18 protein-coding genes and 1 pseudogene are annotated in these 19,447 nt (G+C 58.7%); 8 read left to right on the forward strand and 11 right to left on the reverse strand.

The genetic code is table 11. The features are described 5' to 3' along the window. Positions 1 to 39 precede the first annotated feature (39 nt). From CLV88_RS08410 to CLV88_RS08435, 5 genes are all read left to right on the forward strand, one after another. The gene (locus CLV88_RS08410; RefSeq protein WP_106607917.1) at positions 40 to 1,200 is read left to right on the forward strand and encodes a M20 aminoacylase family protein; all 1,161 of its coding nucleotides are present in this window, start codon (positions 40 to 42) and stop codon (positions 1,198 to 1,200) included. Between the two features lie 197 nt (positions 1,201 to 1,397). Continuing rightward, the gene (locus tag CLV88_RS08415) at positions 1,398 to 1,802 is read left to right on the forward strand and encodes a DUF1499 domain-containing protein (RefSeq protein ID WP_106607918.1); all 405 of its coding nucleotides are present in this window, start codon (positions 1,398 to 1,400) and stop codon (positions 1,800 to 1,802) included. A gap of 301 nt (positions 1,803 to 2,103) precedes the next feature. Continuing rightward, positions 2,104 to 3,156 carry a peptide chain release factor 1 gene (gene prfA / locus CLV88_RS08425; protein WP_106607920.1) on the forward strand — a complete coding sequence of 351 codons (1,053 nt, stop codon included), beginning with the start codon at positions 2,104 to 2,106 and terminating at the stop codon, positions 3,154 to 3,156. 7 nt (positions 3,157 to 3,163) lie between these two features. Continuing rightward, on the forward strand, positions 3,164 to 4,003 hold the full coding sequence (gene prmC, locus CLV88_RS08430; protein ID WP_106607921.1) for a peptide chain release factor N(5)-glutamine methyltransferase: 840 nt from the start codon (positions 3,164 to 3,166) through the stop codon (positions 4,001 to 4,003). A 217-nt stretch (positions 4,004 to 4,220) separates the two neighbouring features. Further along, complete coding sequence (locus CLV88_RS08435) at positions 4,221 to 4,814, forward strand: DUF4167 domain-containing protein (protein WP_106607971.1); 594 nt, start codon at positions 4,221 to 4,223, stop codon at positions 4,812 to 4,814. Between the two features lie 68 nt (positions 4,815 to 4,882). Here the strand turns inward: CLV88_RS08435 and rsmA are convergent, their stop codons facing one another. The 6 genes from rsmA to lptF all read right to left on the reverse strand — a co-directional run bounded on the left by rsmA (position 4,883) and on the right by lptF (position 12,424). Then, positions 4,883 to 5,722: a 16S rRNA (adenine(1518)-N(6)/adenine(1519)-N(6))-dimethyltransferase RsmA gene (rsmA, locus tag CLV88_RS08440; protein ID WP_106607922.1), complete on the reverse strand. Its 840-nt coding sequence runs from the start codon at positions 5,720 to 5,722 to the stop codon at positions 4,883 to 4,885. 82 nt (positions 5,723 to 5,804) lie between these two features. Further along, positions 5,805 to 6,773, reverse strand: a complete 969-nt coding sequence (gene pdxA / locus CLV88_RS08445) for a 4-hydroxythreonine-4-phosphate dehydrogenase PdxA (protein ID WP_106607923.1) — start codon at positions 6,771 to 6,773, stop codon at positions 5,805 to 5,807. A 12-nt stretch (positions 6,774 to 6,785) separates the two neighbouring features. After that, the gene (locus CLV88_RS08450) at positions 6,786 to 8,039 is read right to left on the reverse strand and encodes a peptidylprolyl isomerase (RefSeq protein ID WP_243403605.1); all 1,254 of its coding nucleotides are present in this window, start codon (positions 8,037 to 8,039) and stop codon (positions 6,786 to 6,788) included. A gap of 13 nt (positions 8,040 to 8,052) precedes the next feature. Further along, positions 8,053 to 10,215 carry an LPS-assembly protein LptD gene (locus CLV88_RS08455; RefSeq protein WP_106607925.1) on the reverse strand — a complete coding sequence of 721 codons (2,163 nt, stop codon included), beginning with the start codon at positions 10,213 to 10,215 and terminating at the stop codon, positions 8,053 to 8,055. Then, on the reverse strand, positions 10,212 to 11,309 hold the full coding sequence (gene lptG / locus CLV88_RS08460; RefSeq protein ID WP_106607926.1) for an LPS export ABC transporter permease LptG: 1,098 nt from the start codon (positions 11,307 to 11,309) through the stop codon (positions 10,212 to 10,214). The genes CLV88_RS08455 and lptG overlap by 4 nt, the downstream gene beginning before the upstream one ends. Then, on the reverse strand, positions 11,306 to 12,424 hold the full coding sequence (gene lptF, locus CLV88_RS08465) for an LPS export ABC transporter permease LptF (RefSeq protein WP_106607972.1): 1,119 nt from the start codon (positions 12,422 to 12,424) through the stop codon (positions 11,306 to 11,308). The genes lptG and lptF overlap by 4 nt, the downstream gene beginning before the upstream one ends. Positions 12,425 to 12,553: 129 nt before the next feature. Between lptF and CLV88_RS08470 the strand changes: the two genes are divergently transcribed. Then, complete coding sequence (locus tag CLV88_RS08470) at positions 12,554 to 14,029, forward strand: leucyl aminopeptidase (RefSeq protein ID WP_106607927.1); 1,476 nt, start codon at positions 12,554 to 12,556, stop codon at positions 14,027 to 14,029. Positions 14,030 to 14,035: 6 nt separating this feature from the next. Next, a complete protein-coding gene (locus CLV88_RS08475; protein WP_106607928.1) occupies positions 14,036 to 14,500 on the forward strand; it encodes a DNA polymerase III subunit chi in 465 nt (154 codons plus the stop codon). On the opposite strand, the gene CLV88_RS08480 is transcribed toward CLV88_RS08475, so the two are convergent. The 3 genes from CLV88_RS08480 to CLV88_RS08490 form a co-directional block, all read right to left on the reverse strand. Then, positions 14,497 to 15,078 carry a retropepsin-like aspartic protease family protein gene (locus CLV88_RS08480; protein ID WP_106607973.1) on the reverse strand — a complete coding sequence of 194 codons (582 nt, stop codon included), beginning with the start codon at positions 15,076 to 15,078 and terminating at the stop codon, positions 14,497 to 14,499. The two genes, CLV88_RS08475 and CLV88_RS08480, sit on opposite strands and share 4 nt — an antisense overlap. Before the next feature lie 179 nt (positions 15,079 to 15,257). Next, a complete protein-coding gene (locus tag CLV88_RS08485) occupies positions 15,258 to 15,884 on the reverse strand; it encodes a MarC family protein (protein ID WP_106607929.1) in 627 nt (208 codons plus the stop codon). Between the two features lie 16 nt (positions 15,885 to 15,900). Next, positions 15,901 to 17,760 (reverse strand): ABC-F family ATP-binding cassette domain-containing protein, encoded by a 1,860-nt coding sequence (locus CLV88_RS08490; RefSeq protein ID WP_106607930.1) that lies wholly within the window; start codon positions 17,758 to 17,760, stop codon positions 15,901 to 15,903. 131 nt (positions 17,761 to 17,891) lie between these two features. Here CLV88_RS08490 and ndk point away from each other — a divergent pair, with 131 nt between their 5' ends. Next, positions 17,892 to 18,314, forward strand: a complete 423-nt coding sequence (gene ndk / locus CLV88_RS08495; protein ID WP_106607931.1) for a nucleoside-diphosphate kinase — start codon at positions 17,892 to 17,894, stop codon at positions 18,312 to 18,314. Between the two features lie 178 nt (positions 18,315 to 18,492). Here the strand turns inward: ndk and CLV88_RS08500 are convergent, their stop codons facing one another. Beyond that, positions 18,493 to 18,834 (reverse strand): TfoX/Sxy family DNA transformation protein, encoded by a 342-nt coding sequence (locus CLV88_RS08500; protein WP_106607974.1) that lies wholly within the window; start codon positions 18,832 to 18,834, stop codon positions 18,493 to 18,495. Positions 18,835 to 19,259: 425 nt separating this feature from the next. Then, positions 19,260 to 19,447: pseudogene (locus CLV88_RS08505) on the reverse strand (hypothetical protein); the annotation flags it as partial.

Here is a 19,447-nt window from a genome sequence, read left to right on the forward strand (position 1 = left end):
GACTGCATCAAAGGCAAAGTTTGTGAGGGGAGTCCAGCCATGCCTGTGGTGAATCGTATCGCCGATTACGGTGAAGAGATGAAAACGTGGCGCCGGTATTTGCACCAGCATCCTGAGCTGGAGTTTGCCTGTCATAAAACGGCGGCGTTTGTGGCCGAGCGGTTGCGAGAGTTTGGCGTCGACGAGATTCATGAGGGCATTGCTCAGACCGGGCTGGTGGCGATCATAAACGGGCAGGGGGATGGCCCGACCATTGGGTTACGCGCCGATATGGATGCGTTGCCGATGGAGGAAATGACGGGGGTTGACTATGCCTCGAAGGTGGAAGGGATGATGCATGCCTGTGGGCATGATGGGCATTCGGTGATGCTGTTGGGGGCGGCGAAGTATCTGGCCGAAACGCGGAAGTTTTCCGGGCGGGTGGCGTTAATTTTTCAACCGGCCGAAGAGGAGGGCGCTGGCGCCGAAGTGATGGTTGAAGAGGGCATCATGGAGCGGTTCGCGATTGGCGAGGTGTATGGGATACACAATATTCCGGGCATTGCCTTTGGCCAGTTTGAGACCAAGGCGGGCCCGATCATGGCGGCAGTGGATACGTTTACGGTGAATATTCAGGGGCGCGGCGGACATGGGGCCTATCCGCAGGAAACCTGTGATCCGGTGGTGGCCGCGGTAGCGATGGTGAATGCGATCCAGACAATCGTGAGCCGCAATCACGACACCCGCAAGCAGATCGTGGTGTCGGTGACGCAGATCCACGCGGGGACGGTGAACAATGTGATCCCAGATACTGGTATGATCAACGGCACCATTCGCACCTTTGAGAAAGATGTGCAGGAGATGGTGCATACCCGCTTGCGAGAGATTGTTGCGGGCACTGCGGCTGCCTATGGGCTGGAGGCGGAGGTTGACATTGTCGTGGGGTACCCGGCGACAGTGAACCACGCCGAACAGGTGGATTTTGCCGCAGATGTCGCGCGCGATGTGTCAGGTGCAGAGGCAGTCCTGGCGGATGTGGATGTAGAGATGGGGGCAGAGGATTTCGCCTATATGCTGGAGGCGCGGCCAGGGGCGTATCTGTTTCTGGGCGCGGGTGAGGGTGCGGGGCTGCACCACCCGAAGTTTGATTTCAATGATGAGCTTTCGCCCATTGGTGCATCGTTTTTTGCACGGCTGGTGGAGCGGGCGCAACCGGTGTGATCTTGGCGGGGATTTGCATGGCAGATCGGCCCACCCGCCCACCCCCGATCCGCCATGCAAATCGTTGTTGTCCGCCAGACACGCTTGCTACTTGATGTTTTGCGCGTTTGGAGGTCTGTTTGATGTGCGGGGGTTACGCCGTTTGATAAGTTGATTTTGTTTCTGAGTACCGTTTTGAGGGAAAAGGATTGAAGAAAATGATTTTTGTCTGGGCTGTTTTGGGCCTGTTCATTGCCGTGTTTGCCTATGTGCGGCTGGCGCCAAGCGATCCGGTGCGGTGGCATGAGCGGATTGCGATCAGCGAAGACGCAGTCATGAGCAACGGAGTTGTTCGTGTGGTTATGATCGGCAAAAACGGATTGCGGCGGTTTGCGTCCGTGGTGACGGATGATCCGCGCACAGAAGTTCTGGCCGGGTCCGTTGAAGAGGGCATGATCACTTTTATAACACGCACGCGCACCGTGGGCTTTCCAGACTACACCACCATTTATCAGGACGGCGAACAGCTCAAGATTTTTGCACGCTCACGTTTTGGGCGGAATGATCTGGGTGTCAACGCCGCCCGAGTGGATCGATGGATTGGTGCTTTGCGGACCTACTAGCGGGCTCGCGTCCGAGCTCAGGCAGCCGGGGGCGATTTCGCGCCACATTGGGACGTTGAGAGACATCTGACATTGGGCCATGAACATGCGACCGTCGACTTGTAGGCAGATGGTTTCGCCCACTTCGATGCGCTGGCCCTGTTTGTCGGTGCAATAACAATCGACCGGTACGCCATTCATGTAGCCATCCGCGATGGCAGGCGTGGTGAGCAGACAGAGGATTGTAGCAAGGCGTTTCATGAAGATAGTATACACTCCTGTGCCCTCTTGACCAAGTCCGCGGATTGTCTCAGGTAGCGGTATGGTTCCTATAGTGCGTTTAGAACAGATCACCCAGCGTTTCGAATTTCTGGAAGCGCAGATGGCCGAGGGCGGTGGCGCGGATATTGCGGTGCTGGCCAAGGAGTATTCCGACCTGCGCCCGGTGGTGGAGCAGGTGGCGGCGTATAAGCGGCTGTTGGCCGATATCAGCGAGGCCGAAGACATGCTGGCCGACCCGGATATGAAAGAGCTGGCTGAAGAAGAGTTGCCGGCGTTGCGCGCCGCGTTGCCGGAGGCAGAGCGCGCATTGCAATTGGCGCTGTTGCCCAAGGACGCAGCAGATGCGCGACCCGCGATACTGGAAATCCGGCCGGGCACGGGGGGCGATGAGGCGGCGCTGTTTGCCGGGGATTTGCTGCGAATGTACCAGCGATATTGCGAGGCACAGGGCTGGAAGCTGGAAATTCTGGAAGAGGCTGCGACGGAGCTGGGGGGCATCAAGGAAGTTGTGGCCCATATCAAAGGTGTGAACGTGTTCGCTCGGCTGAAATATGAGAGTGGTGTGCACCGGGTGCAGCGGGTGCCCACAACCGAAAGCGGCGGACGTATTCACACGTCGGCGGCGACGGTGGCGGTGTTGCCCGAAGCCGAGGACGTGGACATTCAGATTGACGCCAATGATTTGCGGATCGATACGATGCGTTCCTCGGGTGCGGGTGGTCAGCACGTGAACACCACGGATTCGGCAGTGCGGATCACGCACTTGCCCAGTGGTATTGTGGTGACCAGCTCGGAGAAATCGCAGCACCGGAACCGGGAGATTGCGATGCAGGTCCTCAAGACGCGGCTGTATGACATGGAGCGGCAGCGGATTGACAACGAGCGGGCAGCGGATCGGGCTGGACAGGTTGGGTCCGGGGATCGGTCGGAGCGGATCAGGACCTATAACTTCCCACAAGGGCGCATGAGCGATCATCGCATCAACCTGACGCTTTATAAGTTGGACCAAGTGATGGCGGGTGATCTGGACGAGATCATTGACGCGCTGACGGCGGATGCACAGGCGACTGCGTTGGCGGAGATGGAAGGGTGAGCCTGACATGGGGCTGATTGTGGCCGACCTGGTGAAGGCGGCGGCCGAGGCGTTGGGTAAGGCGGGGATTGAAAATGCAGGCCGCGAGGCGCGGGCATTGGTGGCGCTGGCAACGCGGCGGCGGGCGGACCGGCTGAGCCTTGAGATGCGCGAAGACGCGGGTAGCGCGGATGAGCAGGCCTTGGCGGATATTCTTGCGGCGCGTTTGCGGCGGGTGCCGCTGAGCCATATTCTCGGGCGAAGGGCGTTTTTTGAGCATGAGTTTCATGTCACGCCCGACACGCTGGACCCGCGGCCCGAGACAGAAGTTTTGGTGCGTGAGGCGCTTGCGGGTTCTGTCCGGCGGGTTCTGGATATGGGGACCGGAACAGGGGCAATTGCCATTTCCATTCTGGCTGCGCGGACAACGGCGCAAGGTGTTGCGAGCGATGTATCGACGGCGGCATTGGCCGTGGCGGAAAAGAACGCCACGCGGATCGGCGTGTCGGATCGGCTGGCGTTGATCGAGAGCGATTGGTTTGGTGCGGTGCAGGGGCGGTTTGATCTTATCGTGTCGAACCCGCCTTATGTCGCGCTGGACGAGATGGAGGCGCTGGCGCCTGAATTGGCGTTTGAGCCAAGGATTGCCTTGACGGATGAGGGCGATGGGTTGGCGGCCTATCGTGCGATTGCGGCGGGGGCCGGTGATCATTTGACCGCCGGGGGACGGTTGCTGGTCGAGATTGGCTGGCAACAGGGCGCGGCGGTTTCCGCGCTGTTTGAGGCAGCTGGGCTGGCAGATGTGCGGGTTTTGCGCGATCTGGACGGACGTGACCGGGTGGTCGCAGCACAAAAAACACAGGATTGATTGCGATATTTTTACAATATCGGGGTTTGATCATCAAAAGGCACTTGTGCAGCGGCGCAAGGGCGATTACTCAGGAACTGTCCTTTTGGTGGATGCCCTGGCCGGGCGGTCCCATTGGACATCAAGCCAGAAATTGTCGCAACCGGAATTTTCAGAGCGCACGAGGCGCAAAACGGTTCAAGCGACTGCAATTGACCAAGGCTGGATTGCAAGAATTATGAGATCTTCAAAGTCACGTTCGCGAAACAAATCTAACCGTAACCGCCCTTCCGGTAACATCGTCAACCGTGTGTTTGACAGCTCGGGTCCTGAGGGAAAAGTGCGCGGTACGCCGCAGCAGATTATCGACAAGTATAACCAGTTGGCGCGCGATGCGCAGTTGGCCAACGACCGGGTTGCGACGGAAAACTTTCAGCAACACGCTGAGCATTATATGCGGATGCTGAGCGAAGCACAGCGCGAGCAGGATGCCCGCCGCGAGGAGCAGGATCGCCAGAACCGCGAACGTCAGGCAGATCGGGATCGTGAGCGTCGTGAACGGATCGAACGCCAAGAGCGTGAAGCCAATAACAATAGCAACGAGACAAAGCCTGATGCGGCGGCTGTTGATCCGTCTGAGGCGGATCAGCCTGACGTGATTGCGCCGGCAGAGGATGCGGGATTGGTGGAAACACCTGAGGCGAGCGCTGAAGAAGAGCCGCCAAAGCCCGCGCGCAAACCCGCGCCACGCAAACGTGCGCCGCGCAAAAAGAAAACCGAGGATGCGCCCGCGGCTGAAGCGGCAACAGAAGAGAGCAAGGCAGCAGAATAAGCTTGCTCCTCCGCCCTTGCGGGCGTCCTCGCAGATAATGAAACCTGGCCCGGTTGGGCCGGGTTTTTTTATGCCTTGAGAGCGCGGGCCAAGGCGCAGAATTGTTCGAGGCTGACCTGTTCGGCGCGTTCGGTCGGTTTAATGCCCGCGGCAATCAGGCGATCTTCGATATCGGGGGCCTGACCTTTGAGCGCGGCGCGCAACATCTTGCGGCGCTGATTAAAGGCGGCTGCGACAACGCGCGAGAGCGTTTTTGCGTCGGCGTCAAAGCGCGGTTTCTCCAGAGCGGTCAGGTGCACGACGGCAGAATGGACCTTGGGCGGTGGAGAGAACGCCTCGGGGGGGAGTGACATAACAATCCGCGCCTCGGTACGCCACTGAGCGAGGAGCGCGAGGCGTCCGTAGGCCTTGGAGCCGGGTTGAGCGACGATGCGCTCGGCCACTTCGCGCTGGAACATCAGGGTGAGGCTTTGCCAGAAGGGGGGCCATGTGGGCGGTGTGAGCCAGCGCACCAGCAATTCGGTGCCCACGTTGTAAGGCAGGTTGGCTGCCACGCGGATCGGGGGGGTGAGATGGGCGAGCGGGTCGATATCCAGCGCGTCGCCATTGATCACTTCGAGCTGGCCGGGATAGGCCGCCGAGATTTCCGCCAGAGCGGGTAGGCAGCGCGGGTCCTTTTCAATAGCAAGAACGCGGCGGGCGCCTTCGGCCAACAGGCCTCGGGTGAGGCCGCCAGGGCCGGGGCCAATTTCAAGGATGTCCGAACCAGAGAGATCACCGGCCTGTCGCGCGATCTTGGACGTGAGGTTCAGGTCGAGCAGGAAGTTCTGGCCGAGAGATTTGCGTGCGGACAAGTCATGTGTGGTGATCACGTCGCGCAGAGGCGGGAGAGTGTCTATGGCGCTCATGATATTATTGTGCCGCCTTTGGGGGCCGATGCGCCAGAGATTTGAGGCCTCCGGCGGGGGTATTTTGAAAACATTGAGAACATCACCGGCTTTTGGCCATTTGATGCGCCAGTTTTAGCGCGTGGATCGTGCTGGAGGGGTTGGCGATGCCTTGGCCTGCGATGTCGAATGCGGTGCCGTGATCAGGGGATGTGCGGATGAAGGGAAGGCCAAGCGTGACATTGACGCCTTCGTCAAAGGCGAGGGTTTTGGCAGGGATCAGGGCCTGATCGTGGTAGGCGCAGATGGCGGCGTCGTACTTTGCGCGCGCACTGGCGTGGAACATGGTGTCGGCGGGCCAGGGGCCGGTAACGTCCAGCCCGTCCGCCTGAGCGCGGGCAATGGCAGGAGCGATCACGGTGGCGTCTTCGTGCCCCATGGCACCACCTTCGCCCGCATGAGGGTTGAGGCCCGCAACGGCGAGGCGCGGTGCGGCAATTCCGAACTGGGTTCTTAATCCATCGGCGGTGATGCGGATGGTTTCATAAAGCCCATCCGTGGTCAGTGTGGCGGGCACCTCGGAAATGGGAATGTGAATGGTTGCGGGCACGACGCGCAGGGCGTCAGAGGCGATCATCATTACCACATTGTCGACATTGCCAAGATAGGCGAGGTATTCGGTATGGCCGGGATAGGGGAATTCCGCGCCGTCCTTGAGCGCCTTTTTGTGGATGGGCGAGGTGCACAGCGCGCTGGCAGCACCTGATTGTGCAAGGTCTGCGCCGCGCGAGATCACTTCGACCACGCCCTCGGCGTTCTCGGGATCGGGGGTGCCGGGAATGCATCGGCCAAAGAACGGGTGCGGCAGGACTGGCAGGGCGTTGGGCATGACATCCAGCGCCTCGGCTGGGTCCTGAATTACGGAAATTGGTGTATCGCCGCTCAGGTGGTCTGGGTCCGCGAGGAGGAAGAATGGCAGGTCCAAGCGCAATGCGGCCCATGCCTTTTCGGCCAGTTCCAGACCGATCCCGGCGGGTTCGCCACAGGTGAGGGCGATGGGGGCGAGAGGCATGACGGCTCCGGTCTATTTTTCGACGATGTGCGCATCAGCGCGCAATTGAGCGAGGTAGCTGTCGGCGAAGGAATCCAGACGCTGTGCGCGCAGGGCGCTGGCCACATCTTCTCGAGAGAGTTCCTCGCCCAGTTCTGCGGTGCGACCGCAGAGCATGACCATCATCAGCAATTCGCCATTGGGCGAGGTCAGGTTCATCGAGATTTCATTGTCATCCAAACGGGCCAGTTCGAGCGCGATGTCGCGCGGGATGTCGGCGGGTGGCAGCGCTTCGCGGACGACGGTTCCGAGAGGGCGGTCCTGCGAGAAGCCGTAAAGGTCGTCGCAACGATCGACAGCATCGCGGATTTTGCGGGCGTCTTTCAGCGTGTCTGCAGAACGTCCGCCGGGCAGGTAGAACAAGGCGTAATCAATGGCGGAATAACGCGGCGTGGTGCGCGAGGTTTCTTCGACGCCGCGCATCTGGAACAGGGCCACCGCGTTTGGAAGTTGAACGGGATCAGTGACTTCGCCGGGGCCAAGGGCAGAGAGAATCGGTCGCAGCTGAGGGGGCAGATTAGTAATCGACATCCATTCGATTTTGCCACCCTGTTCTTTGGTCGCAGAGGCCGAGTAGGTGCGCGCGGCGGCCTCAAAATCGGCAAAACTGCGAATATCGGCGAGCTGAAGCGCCAGTTGCGTGACCTGTTCGCGGGTTTGTGGCGTTGCGGGGATGACAATTTCCGACAGCAGAACGCGAATGCCGCCTGCGCCTGTGTTGGAGGCGATGGCGCGATCGATTTCCTCTTCGGTGATCTGAACACGAGGGCCGAAACGGGTTTGGACAACACCGCGCCACGCAATACCAGCATAGGTGAAATCATACATGGTTTGGGGATCAACGCCTTCGGCAGCGAGTGCCTTGAGAAAATCGTCTGCCTCGAGGTTCGCGCGTGAGGCAAGTTCTGCGATACCAGCCTGAACGCCGTCTTCGCTGGGTTGGATCCCTGCGATTTCGGCGGCTTCCAGTTTCAGGCGGTCTTCGATCAGATCCTGACGTGCGAGTTTGCGCGGATCGCCGGGGCGGTTCAGAACAGCCATCAAAAGAGCGCGCTGTTCGATTTCGTAATAGGTGATCACCCGGTCATTTATCGTGATGGCCGGTGAATACGCGCTCTGGGCCGCGATTGGGGCGGCGGCGAGGGGTGTCAGGGACGCGGCCAGCAGACCGGCGAAGAGGCGGCGAATGTTTGCGCGTAACGTCATGGTGCGTGTCTTTCTGCTCATTCGTTCTGGCCGGTCAGGTTCCACAGGTGCGGGTATAGCTTTGGTCGCTTGAGTTAACCGAAAAGCCCAGCAGTGCAAAGGAGAGACCGATACTCGTGCTTGAATTAACACTAGTGGATGTGGAGAAGCGGCGCGAGACGGAAAGTTCGATCATCGTGCATTCGTTGCGATATTCGAGGCCCAATCCGGCCTCGGCCGTGCGGCCGCTGCCAGCGTCGTAGCGCCAGTCAAAAAGGCCGGTCCAATGGCGCGCCAGTCGGTAGCGACTGTCCAGCGCAATTTCGGAGACCGTGTCGGGCCGGTCCTCGGCGAGATCGGGGCCGAGCCACACATAAGATGCGTCGAGCCACAGGTCTGTGTTGCTCCAGCCAACCCGCGCCGAGGCTTTGTTGAGGCCCTCATTGGGATCAAATAACGTACGCCCCACCAGTTCGAGACCGTTTTGGGTGCGATATTGCCCGGCGATCAGGAAGTCGGAGACTGTGTCAGAGAGGCCGGAGGAATCTGTGAAGTCAGCCTGGGCCTCTTGATGATAAACCTGACCAATGGTCAGATTGCCTTGCCAGCTGTCGGTTGAGTGGCGTGCCCAGTTCAGACCAACGGCGCCAGTGACACCGCGTTCGCGCCGGTCGTAGGATGGGAACCGAGAGAGGGCGAGCAGGTTGCCTTCGTCAAACTCGACCCGTGTGCTTTCATCATTGGCGATATCCAGATCACTGCCGCCGGTCCACCCGATCTGTGCCACGGGCTCTAGCAGGTAGGTCGCGCCATCTGCGCCGCGTTTGCTCATTGGGTAACGAAGATAAGCCGCGACGGTTGGGGTGATCTGGCTTTCATGTGTGGAGACGGTGGCGTCGTCTTCGGTGCGATAAGCGTCAAAAGACAGTTCGCCGGTTACACCGGTGCGCAGCCCGTTGGACATGGTCCAGTTGCGACGCCAGAGTGCCGAGGCGTTGAAACGGCCCACATCTCGACCGTCTACTTCGGTGTCAGGATCGCCACTGTCCATGTCGAAATCGGAGTCGCGTTGATGTGCATGCAACTCTAGCGTGGTGCGTATTTCGCCACCGATTGCGGACGGGTAATAGCGACGTTCCGTTTCCGCAACAGCCACAAGCGTCGGCAATGTGTTGTTGTCTTCGTCTTCACGCAAGGATCGGTAATGCAACAGGGCAAAACGGGTGTTTTCGTTGCGTTTAGAGCGGCGCGCGGTGATGTCGCTAACCAGTCGGTCTTCATCAGAATAATCATAATCGGTTAGATAGCTATCATCTGTTACCGATTTGATATTGAATGATAATGTGTAGTCGCGGGGCAGCTCGAACCGACCATCAATGAACACATATCCGCGGATTTGGTTTGGCAAGATGGTATCGTCGGAAATCGCGCCGTAAAAGTTGATACGCCCCTTTTTGAACGCCTGACGGTAACGCAGCTCAAGAGTGCGGGTTTCCGACGAGAGATAGGGAGTCAGCGTCAGGTCGCGATGGTTTCCCATGGTTATGAAATACGGCACTTTGAAGCCATAGCTGAGCTGCGAGGTGCTGCGGAAGGACGGAATCAGAAAACCATTGGCGCGGTCCAGTGTCGGGTCTGGCAAGCGCAGGTGCGGAAAGTAGAGAACGGGCACGTCACGCACCAAAAGACTGGCGTGATCAAAGTAGATCTGGCGTTCCTGTTCGTCGTGAATCACCCGGCGCGCGCGGATCTGCCAGAGCGGAGGATCATCAGTGTCGCACACCCGGCAGGAGGAGACACTGGTCTTTGTCAGCACATTATAGCGCCCATCGACGCGGTCCATCTGGTTTGCAGCCAATTGGACCTGTTGACCGAGCACGACACGGGCGCTGCGCATCAGGCCATTGCGAAATTCGCTGTCTAGTTCGGCAGAGGAGGCAACGATGGTGGTTTCATTGCCCTGAACGATGCGAATTGGACCTTCGAGTGTGACCTTGTCAGCAACGGAATCATAGACGATGCGCGTCGCCATAAGGCGCGTGCCATCCATGAGCGCCTCGACGTGGCCCTCGGCGGTCAGCACCGAGTCGCCGGTGACATAGACACGGTCGGCCACAAGCACGATATTGCTCGCTCCGGGGAGCGATTGCGCGTGGACAGACAGGGCCAGCGCAACCGACAGGGCCAGGCCAGAAAGAAGACGAGTGGCAGCGTTCATCCGTCCTCCATATGCAACAAGAGGCCGAGTGCCAACATCACACTTGCCACCGGCGGAGCCCACGCGGCGAGCAAGACCGGAATCTGTCCGTTTTCCCCAAGTATCTGTGCAAAATTCCGGACGAAATAGAGCGCGAATCCGATCAGCACAGACACCAGAACCGCGACGCCGGTTTTACCAAACCGGGTGTGGCGCATGGTAAAGGCCGACGCGATAAGGACCATTGCAATCAGGAACAAAGGCTGCGCCAATTCCATATTAAGCCAAACCTGATGGCGGCGGGCGGAAAAGCCCGCCTCTTTTAGTTCATTGATAAATCGAGGCAAATCCCAGATCGGGATTGCAGACGGGGTGCCAAAGCGGTCGCGGATGCGGTCCGGGGTCAGCGTGCTGTCAAGGCGCAGAACTTCGTGCGATTTGGCGTTGGCCTCGGAATTGATACCGTGCACCAATGGCCATGCCTTGGCGTCATAAAGCTCCCATGCGCCTTCGACGAGGCGGGCTGAGCGGGCCTCGATCCGGGTGCGCGGCCCGCCGTCGGGCTGATAGGCGACAATGGTGACATTTGAAAACCGGGTCGCGTCGGCGTTGGTTTGTTCAGCGTGGATCACCGCCTGACCCTGAGCGCCGCCCTGACGCAACCAGAGACCTTCGCTGGACAATGACAGTGCGTCGCGCCCGCCAGAGCGCAGCTCATCGGCCAGTTGGTCATGTCGGATCGATGTAGACGCAACAATCGGGTTGAACATAGTGACCGCAAAGAGGCCGATCAAAAGAGCGACGGTCACCGGGGACAGCAGCGACAGGATTGCGGATCGCCCGGCCGCCCGTACGACGACGAGTTCGGACGTGCGTGACAGAGTGATAAACAGAGTGACGGTCGACAGGATCACCAGAAGCGGCAGGAGTTCGTAAAGCCCTTCGGGAGATTTTAACATTGAAAGCAAAAGGATGGAGCCAAAGCCAACCTCGTCAACGTTAAAACGGCGTACCTGTTCCATCAGGTCGACCAGTGCCATAAGCACAAAGAAGACGGTCGTAAGGCCCAGAAAGATCAGGCAGAATTTGCGGGCAAAATAGAGATGGATCTTCATGACGCGGCCTTTCGCCGGAACCGGATCGGGCGCGCAGATAGCTGAAGAAGCAGCCCCACCAAAACGCACCCGGTCAAGGCGGGCAGATACGTCAGCGGCCACATGTTGGGATCATCGCCCACGGGATCGCTGACAGCGCCCTTCATGGTTTCAAGGCCAACAAGAAGCACAAATGCGATAAGGATTTGAGGCCAGACGCCAAAACGGCTGAAGCCACCCAAGAGCAACATGGCAAAGCCGACCAGCGGAAAAACGATCACGATCAGCGCCTGTGCTATACGCGCGTTTCCTTCGTAGACAACCCAGCCTCGTTTGGTCTCAAGTTCCTCAGCCACCGAGTGGCTGTCGAACAGCAGTCGATAAGTTGAGAGATGTTCAAGGCGCAAACGTTGGGTCGCGTCGATGTCCACCAAGGCGCTGATATCATACGAAAAATCTGAGAAGTTTGTGGTGATCAGGCTGTCGTTGGTCAAAGTATGAACCTGCGCAAGCCCGTTGACCATGACCAGCTTGGGGCCGCTTTCATCCTGCACAAGATAGGCTTCCTCGGCGGTATAAGTTGTCGTGTGATCATCTGTACGCTGATCGGATAGAAAGACATCACGCAACACGCCGTCAGGTGCAATTTCACGGATATAAAATGTGACACCATTGGTAGGGTGCAAAAAGCTGCCCTCGGTCAAGAGACGGGCAGTGACGTTTTCGGTGATTTCCTTTTGACGACTTGTCAGTTCGCTGAGACTGGCAGGCACAAGAAAGTGGGTCAGGATCGACATCATCACCGCAACAATCATGCCAAAGAAAAACACAGGCCGCGCCAGACGCCACGGGCTGAATCCGGTGGCCTGCATCACGGTCAGTTCGCTTTCGCTGGACAAACGGTTGATCGCATAGACGGCGGCAGCAAAGACCGACACCGGCAATACGATGCGGATCACATTGGGCAGGCTAAGCACTGTAAGCTCGAAAAACACGCTCACGTTCTGGCCGCTGGCGATCAGCGTATCAAACAGCACAACCGCCCGATTGACCCAATATACCGACACCAAAACCAGCGCGAAAAAGCCAAACAGCGTCAGGAGCTGCGACAGGATATATCTGTCGAATCGACGCACTGCTCGAGAATCCCCCAATTCTTCTTTTGCAGCCGACATTAGAGGAAATGCGAGACTGGGAAAACTGCTATCTGGTCAAGACCATGTGTGCGCGCTAGGACTCACATACATCATGCAGGAGAGTGAGCCGTGACCAAACCCGTCAGCGTCAGTTTTGAAGAAACCAATCTGGATGCCATCGCGAGCGCCCAGGGGCGAGTTTGCATTCTGGTGCCGGTCGAGGGCAATCTGGGCCAAGAGGCGCGCCGAGTGAACCGGGTGACAAAAGGGGCGATTGCACGGTTACACGAGGCGCGCGAGGACGACGCCAAGGTAGGCGATATTGTCACGCTGGACTGGCCTGTGGGCATGGCAGCAGAGGCAATTGACGTTGTGTACCTGCCACGGCGCTGCTCGATCGAAGAGGCGCGCAAGGCCGGGGCTGCGCTGGCACAAAAACGTGGTAGCAAGGCGATGTTGGTGTCGGCCGGTAATCACCCAAAAGCCGCGGAAATCGCGCTTGGGTTGGCGTTGCGGGATTATATGTTTGCCGATCACAAGACAGACGAGGCCCCCGAAGACGAGCGGGCGGTGCGCATAATGGTGTCGCGTCCCGAAGATATTGAGGCCAAGGCAGCGCCTCATTTGGCGGTGGCAGAAGGGGTTTTCTTTACCCGCGACTTAATCAATGAACCCGCAAATGTGCTAACCACCACCGAATTTGCCAACCGCCTTGAGGCGATGCGCGACATCGGCCTTGATGTCGAAGTGCTGGACGAAGATGCGCTGACCAAGCTGGGCATGGGGGCGTTGTTGTCGGTTGGACAGGGTTCGGACAGCCCGTCCAAGGTCGTGGTGATGCGCTGGAATGGCGGCGAAAAGGACGCCGCACCGCTGGCGCTGGTTGGGAAAGGCGTGGTGTTTGACACCGGCGGGATTTCGCTGAAACCGGCAGGTGGCATGGAAGATATGACCATGGATATGGGCGGTGCAGGGGTTGTTGCGGGTGCGATGCGCGCGATCGCGCTACGCAAGGCAAAGGCGAACGTCGTCGGGCTTGTTGGACTTGTCGAGAACATGCCGTCGGGCAATGCGACACGCCCCGGCGATGTGGTGACTTCGATGAAGGGCGACACGATTGAGGTGATCAATACTGACGCCGAAGGGCGGCTGGTGCTATGTGACGTAATGCACTACGCCCAAGAGCGGTTTAAACCGGCGGCGATGATTGATCTGGCCACCCTGACGGGTGCTGTGATCATCGGGCTGGGTCACGAGAATGCCGGCGTCTTTGCCAATGACGATCAGCTTTGCAACAATTTCCTGCGCGCCGCGGAGCTGGAAGGTGAGGGGGCATGGCGGATGCCGCTTGGCAAGGGATATGCCAAGCAGCTGAAATCGCGGATTGCGGATGTAAAGAATGTCGGCGGGCGGCCCGCCGGTTCGGTCACGGCGGCCGAGTTCCTGCACCGTTTTGTGCAGGACGGAATGCCTTGGATCCACCTTGATATAGCCGGTGTGGCCTCCGTCAAATCAGCCACGGATTTTGCCCCCGCAGGGGCGACTGGCTGGGGGGTTATGGCGCTGAACCGGTTGGTGGCGGATCGCTTTGAGAACGCGGAGTAACACATTGTGGGCGCTGCCTATTTCTATCATCTGACACGGGCACCGCTTGAAGTGACGCTGCCACAACTGCTGAGCAAGGCGCGCGGTGCCGGGTGGCGGGTGGCCGTTCGCGGGCGCGATCCGGGGCGGATGGAATGGCTGGACCAGAAACTGTGGTTGCTGGGCGACGAAAGCTTTCTGCCGCATGGTCTGGCGGGGGGCGCGCATGATGCGCTGCAACCCGTCCTGCTGACCACGTCACCTGAATGCCCAAACGGCGCCACATGCGTCATGGCAATCGATGGCGCCGAGGTGTCGGTGGATGAGGTGAACACCGCTGAACGCGTCTGCATCCTGTTTGACGGGCACGACCCAGAGGCGGTGCAGCGTGCACGCGGCCAATGGAAAGAGCTGAGCGACGCGGGGTGCAGTGCGCAATACTGGTCCGAAGAAGACGGTGCCTGGCGGAAAAAAGCCGAAACCGGCGCTTAGCGCGTCAGGATCATCTGGTTTCCGGTGATCGTAATTTGCTCAAAGCGTTGCAGATAAGACATCCCAAGGAGCGACTGGCTTAACTCGCCGCCATTGATCCGCGCGGGGATGTTCCGGTCGGTCAGGCCATCCAGCGACACTTGGTCCAGTGTGACGGGGGCGGTGCGCACTTCGCCATTGGCAGTCATGGCGCGCCCGTAAAACGGTAATGCATCGGGGTCAAACCCAACCTTGCGGGCATCCTGCTTGGACAAAACAATGTCCGTCGCCCCAGTGTCGACAATAAAGGTCAGCGGCGTGTCGTTCACATCCAATGTCAGGCGATAATGCCCATCCGGTCCGCGCGGTATCTCGATCCGGCCCGCATCCGCAAAAACGGCCTGCGTTGGGCGCACGGTCTGGCGAATATCGTCCCACAGGCCAACGGCGGCAATCATGCCAAGGATAATCAACCCCCATAGCACCGCATGTTGCAAGGATTTGCCCAGCGACCGGCGATTGCTGACAAAGAACCAAAACCCGATCACTGCGGTTAATAGGACAAGATAGGCCAGACGGCCCAAATCATAACTGCTCATGCCTTGCATATAAGCGCGTTGGTGCGGGCTGAAAAGATGCGCTTTGCTCTCTCATACCGACCCATGCTTCCTTTCGCCCAAAATATCCCGGGGGTGAATTTTGCCTGCTAGGCAAAAGAGGGGGCTGGCCCCCTCATCGGTCGGATCGGCACCGCCGATCCGAACCCTCTCAAGCCAAGTCACCCGGCAAAGCCAAAATCCCGCAGCCCTTCGAGGATGAACTGAACAGCCAACGCCGCCAGCAGCATCCCCAATAGCCGCGTCACCACGACAATCCCCGTCCGCCCAAGAGCGCGTTCAAACAGCCCGGCCATCAGGAAAAGAACCAGACACACAACCAAGACCGCCAGCGCGACACCTAGTACTAGAAACGTGGTCTGAACACCCGGATGCTGCCCTGCAAGCAGTATAACAGTGGCAATTGAACCAGGTCCGGCGATCAGCGGGATAGCGATGGGAAAAACCGACGGATCAGGGTGATCGTCGTCTTCAGCCTCTTCCGCGCGGTCTTCACGGCGTTTGGTACGTCGTTCAAACAGCATATCAAGCGCGGTCAGGAACAAAAGCGCGCCGCCAGCAATGCGAAAGGCGGGCATCGAAATGCCGATAAATCCCAGCACTGCCTCACCAAGAAACGCAAACAACGCGAGGATGCCAAAAGAAATCACACATGACCGGATCGCGATGGCACGCCGTGTCTGGGCTGGTACGCCTTGGGTCAACGCGACAAACATCGGCATCAGACCGATTGGGTCAATGATCACAAATAGCGTGAAAAACGCGGTGATGAGTGCGGCGCTGTCCATTTGATCACGCTAGTCCTTAGGCATGTGCTTTTTCAAGCTTTTCCAGGGCGCGCATCCAGAGTTCTTCGGCGCGGTCCTGCGCGTCGCGAACTTCGGCGTATTTGCGTTGCCAGACTTCCATTTCGCCAATTTTTGCGCCTTCGTAGAGGGTTGGATCGGCCAGTTTCACAGAGAGTTTCTGGGCCATATCCTCTAGCTTTTCAACACGCTGCTCGCATTTACGCACCTCAGCCTTGAGTGCGAGAACTTCGTCGCGTGTGGCTTTGCGGGGGGCCGGCTTGGCTTTGGCCTTGCCGGTGTTCTTGCCAATCGGCTTGTCTGCGCTGAGCAAAAGCTTGCGATAAGCTTGCAGGTCTTCCTCGTAGGGTTTGACGGTACCATCCTTAACCAGCCAGAGTCGGTCTGCGACCAGTGTGAGCAAATGCATATCGTGGCTCACCAGGATGACCGCGCCAGAATATGCGGTCAGCGCTTCTACGAGCGCTTCGCGGCTTTCGATATCAAGGTGGTTTGTCGGTTCATCAAGGATCAGAAGGTGTGGCGCGTCCAATGTCGCAAGCAGAAGCGACAGCCGCGCTTTCTGACCACCTGACAAACGGCCCGCTTCGGTTTCGGCTTGTGCCGCGCCAAGGCCAAAACCGGCAAGGCGCGCGCGCAGTTTGGCTTGGCCTTCTCCGGGGCGCTCGCGCATCAGGTGCTGGATGGGGTTTTCGTCGACATAAAGCTCATCTACCTGATGCTGGGCGAAAAAACCGATGCGCAGTTTGCTGGATTGCGTGAATTTGCCGCCCATGGGTGCCAGCCGTGACGATAGCAGTTTGGCGAGCGTGGATTTGCCCTGACCGTTCTTGCCCAAAAGCGCGATACGGTCGTCCTGATCAATGCGCAGGTTGAGGTTCTTGAGCACAACCGTGTCGCCATACCCGGTCGAGCCACCTTCGATGGCGATAATAGGGGGCGAAAGCTCTTCTGGCTTTGGAAAGGAAAACACCACGCGGGCCGCGTCTTCTGGTGCGGTGATCGGGGTCATTTTTTCCAGCATTTTGACACGCGATTGGGCCTGTTTAGCCTTGGATGCCTTAGCTTTGAAACGGTCTACAAAGGCTTGTAGATGGGCGCGTTGGGCGTCTTGTTTCTTGGCCGCGGCCGCCTGAACCGCACGCTGTTCGGCGCGCTGGCGGGCAAACTGGTCGTAGGGGCCGGTATAGTAGGTCAGTTTACGCTCGTCCAAATGCAGGATTGCGCCGACAGAGCGGTTCAGCAATTCGCGGTCGTGGCTGATGATCAGCACGGTGCCTGGGTATTTGACCAGATAGTTTTCTAGCCACAGCGCGCCTTCGAGGTCGAGATAGTTGGTCGGTTCGTCAAGCAGCAGATAGTCAGGCTGGGAAAACAGCACAGCGGCAAGTGCGACGCGCATACGCCAGCCGCCCGAAAAGGCAGAGCAGGGCATCAGCTGTTCGGCGTGATCAAATCCGAGACCTTTGAGAATCGATCCGGCGCGGGCTTCGGCGCTCCAGGCGTCGATGTCGGAGAGACGGGTCTGGATATCGGCAATTCGAGCCGGATCGGTGGCCGTTTCGGCCTCGGCCAACAGGTCGGCGCGTTCGGTATCTGCAGCCAGAACCGTGTCGATCAGCGACACCTCGTTGCCGGGAACCTCTTGGGCGACGCCGCCTATACGGGCGCGCTGGGGCAGGGTGATGGTGCCGCCTTCGAGCGAGAGCTCGCCCCGGATGAGGCGGAAGAGCGTGGTCTTGCCAGCGCCGTTGCGCCCGATCAGGCCAACCTTGTGGCCGGGTGGAATCGTGGCAGAGGCGTCCTCAAACAGGGGACGACCTTCGACGGAATAGCTGATGTCTGAAATCTTGAGCATGGGGCACCGTGTGACCGAACAAGAGAGCGGCGTCAATCACCGCTTTTCATGCGCCAAAACCCGTGTTATCGGAGCGCCAATTCAAACATTGGTCTGGCATGTCGCACGGACCCCCAATTGGAGAGACAGACATGGCTCTGGAACGCACCTTCTCGATCATCAAACCCGATGCCACACGCCGCAACTTGACCGGCGCGATCAATGCTAAGTTCGAAGAAGCTGGCCTGCGCATTGTTGCACAGAAACGTATTCATCTGACCAAAGCACAGGCTGGCGTGTTCTACGCTGTGCACGCCGAGCGCCCGTTCTATGACGAACTGTGCGAGTTCATGGCGTCGGCCCCGATTGTGGCCCAAGTTCTGGAAGGTGAAGGCGCCATTGCCAAGAACCGCGAAGTAATGGGTGCCACCAACCCTGCCGACGCAGCCGCCGGCACCATCCGCGCAGAGTTTGCTGAGTCGGTCGGCGAAAACTCGGTTCACGGTTCGGATGCTCCTGAGACAGCAGCCGTTGAAATCGCGTATTTCTTCTCTGGTCTCGAACTGGTCGGCTAAGCCTACTGGTTTTCGGATCGCTTGGGCGATCCGGCTGGGGTCTTGCTGGTTTAGGATCGCTTGGGCGATCCGACCGGGGCGAGGGGCGCTGCCCCTCGCGCTCCCCGAAGTATTTTTGGCGAAATGAAACACGAAAGCGCGCGCCGATTGGTGGGCGCTTTTGTTTTTGAGTAGGGCACTACGAGGGAACGGCGCGTTTTTCGATGACGCCGATTCGATCAAGGACAGCTTCGAGATCAGAGCGCCCCTTGTCATGAGCGCGGGCCTTGATGGCGTCGAAACGTTTTCGTAGGTCTGCTTTTTCCTTGCCCTTGCAGTCGTTCCACGGGCGACCCTGGAGGCCCATAACGATCACGTAATAGCCAATGAAATGAGGTTTGGTGCCGTTTTTTAAGAGGCGTGCATACACCTCGTCTGCGCCTAGAGCGCGCAGATCATCTGCGCTGTGGATGCCTGCACGCGCGCAGGCAGCGTCCATGGCGGGGCCGAGGTTTCGGATCGATGAGACTGGGTCAGACATAAGTGCAGAATACCCCGCGCTGCGAGCAAGGTGAACAGGTCGCGTCAGATCATAGCCCAATCGCTGAAAATCGGTTTCTTGGGGTCTGGCGTTGCCTCTGATTTTGGGGGTCTTTAGGGGCGCTGTCCTTGGGTGGCGTGGGTTGCGGGCGGGGGTCGCTCACATATGGCATGGGTCTGCTCCTTTTGGTTTGCAGGCCAGCCGGAAGCGCCGACTGGCGCGTTTTGGTAGGGTCAGAATGGCATCTCGATGGGGCGGCAGAATGCCGGAGTGCGGGTCATTTTCAGCCGAAATTGTGGCGCTTGGTGTTCTTACTTGTGCATTTATACGAGATCGGCGACGCGTTGCACTTTTAGCCGTGACCGCTGTTAAGGATCTACTGGCCTAAGGCGTGGCGTCGATTGAGACGACGTGAGTTGATGATTTCAAACAATTTTTCGAGGACAGTAAAGCCGAACTGTCTCGTGTTGCTCAAGAACCCCACAGATGCCGAATACAGGTATACCAAGAGCGGTAAAGCGGTTGAGTGCCGCGATGCGGATTTGGACCTCAGCGACCTGACGATCGAAGTCACCCGCCATCAAGGATTGGCCAAGTCGTTTCACGCAATGCG

It is taken from the genome of Shimia abyssi (assembly GCF_003014475.1).
GTDB classification, from domain to species: Bacteria; Pseudomonadota; Alphaproteobacteria; order Rhodobacterales; family Rhodobacteraceae; genus Shimia; species Shimia abyssi.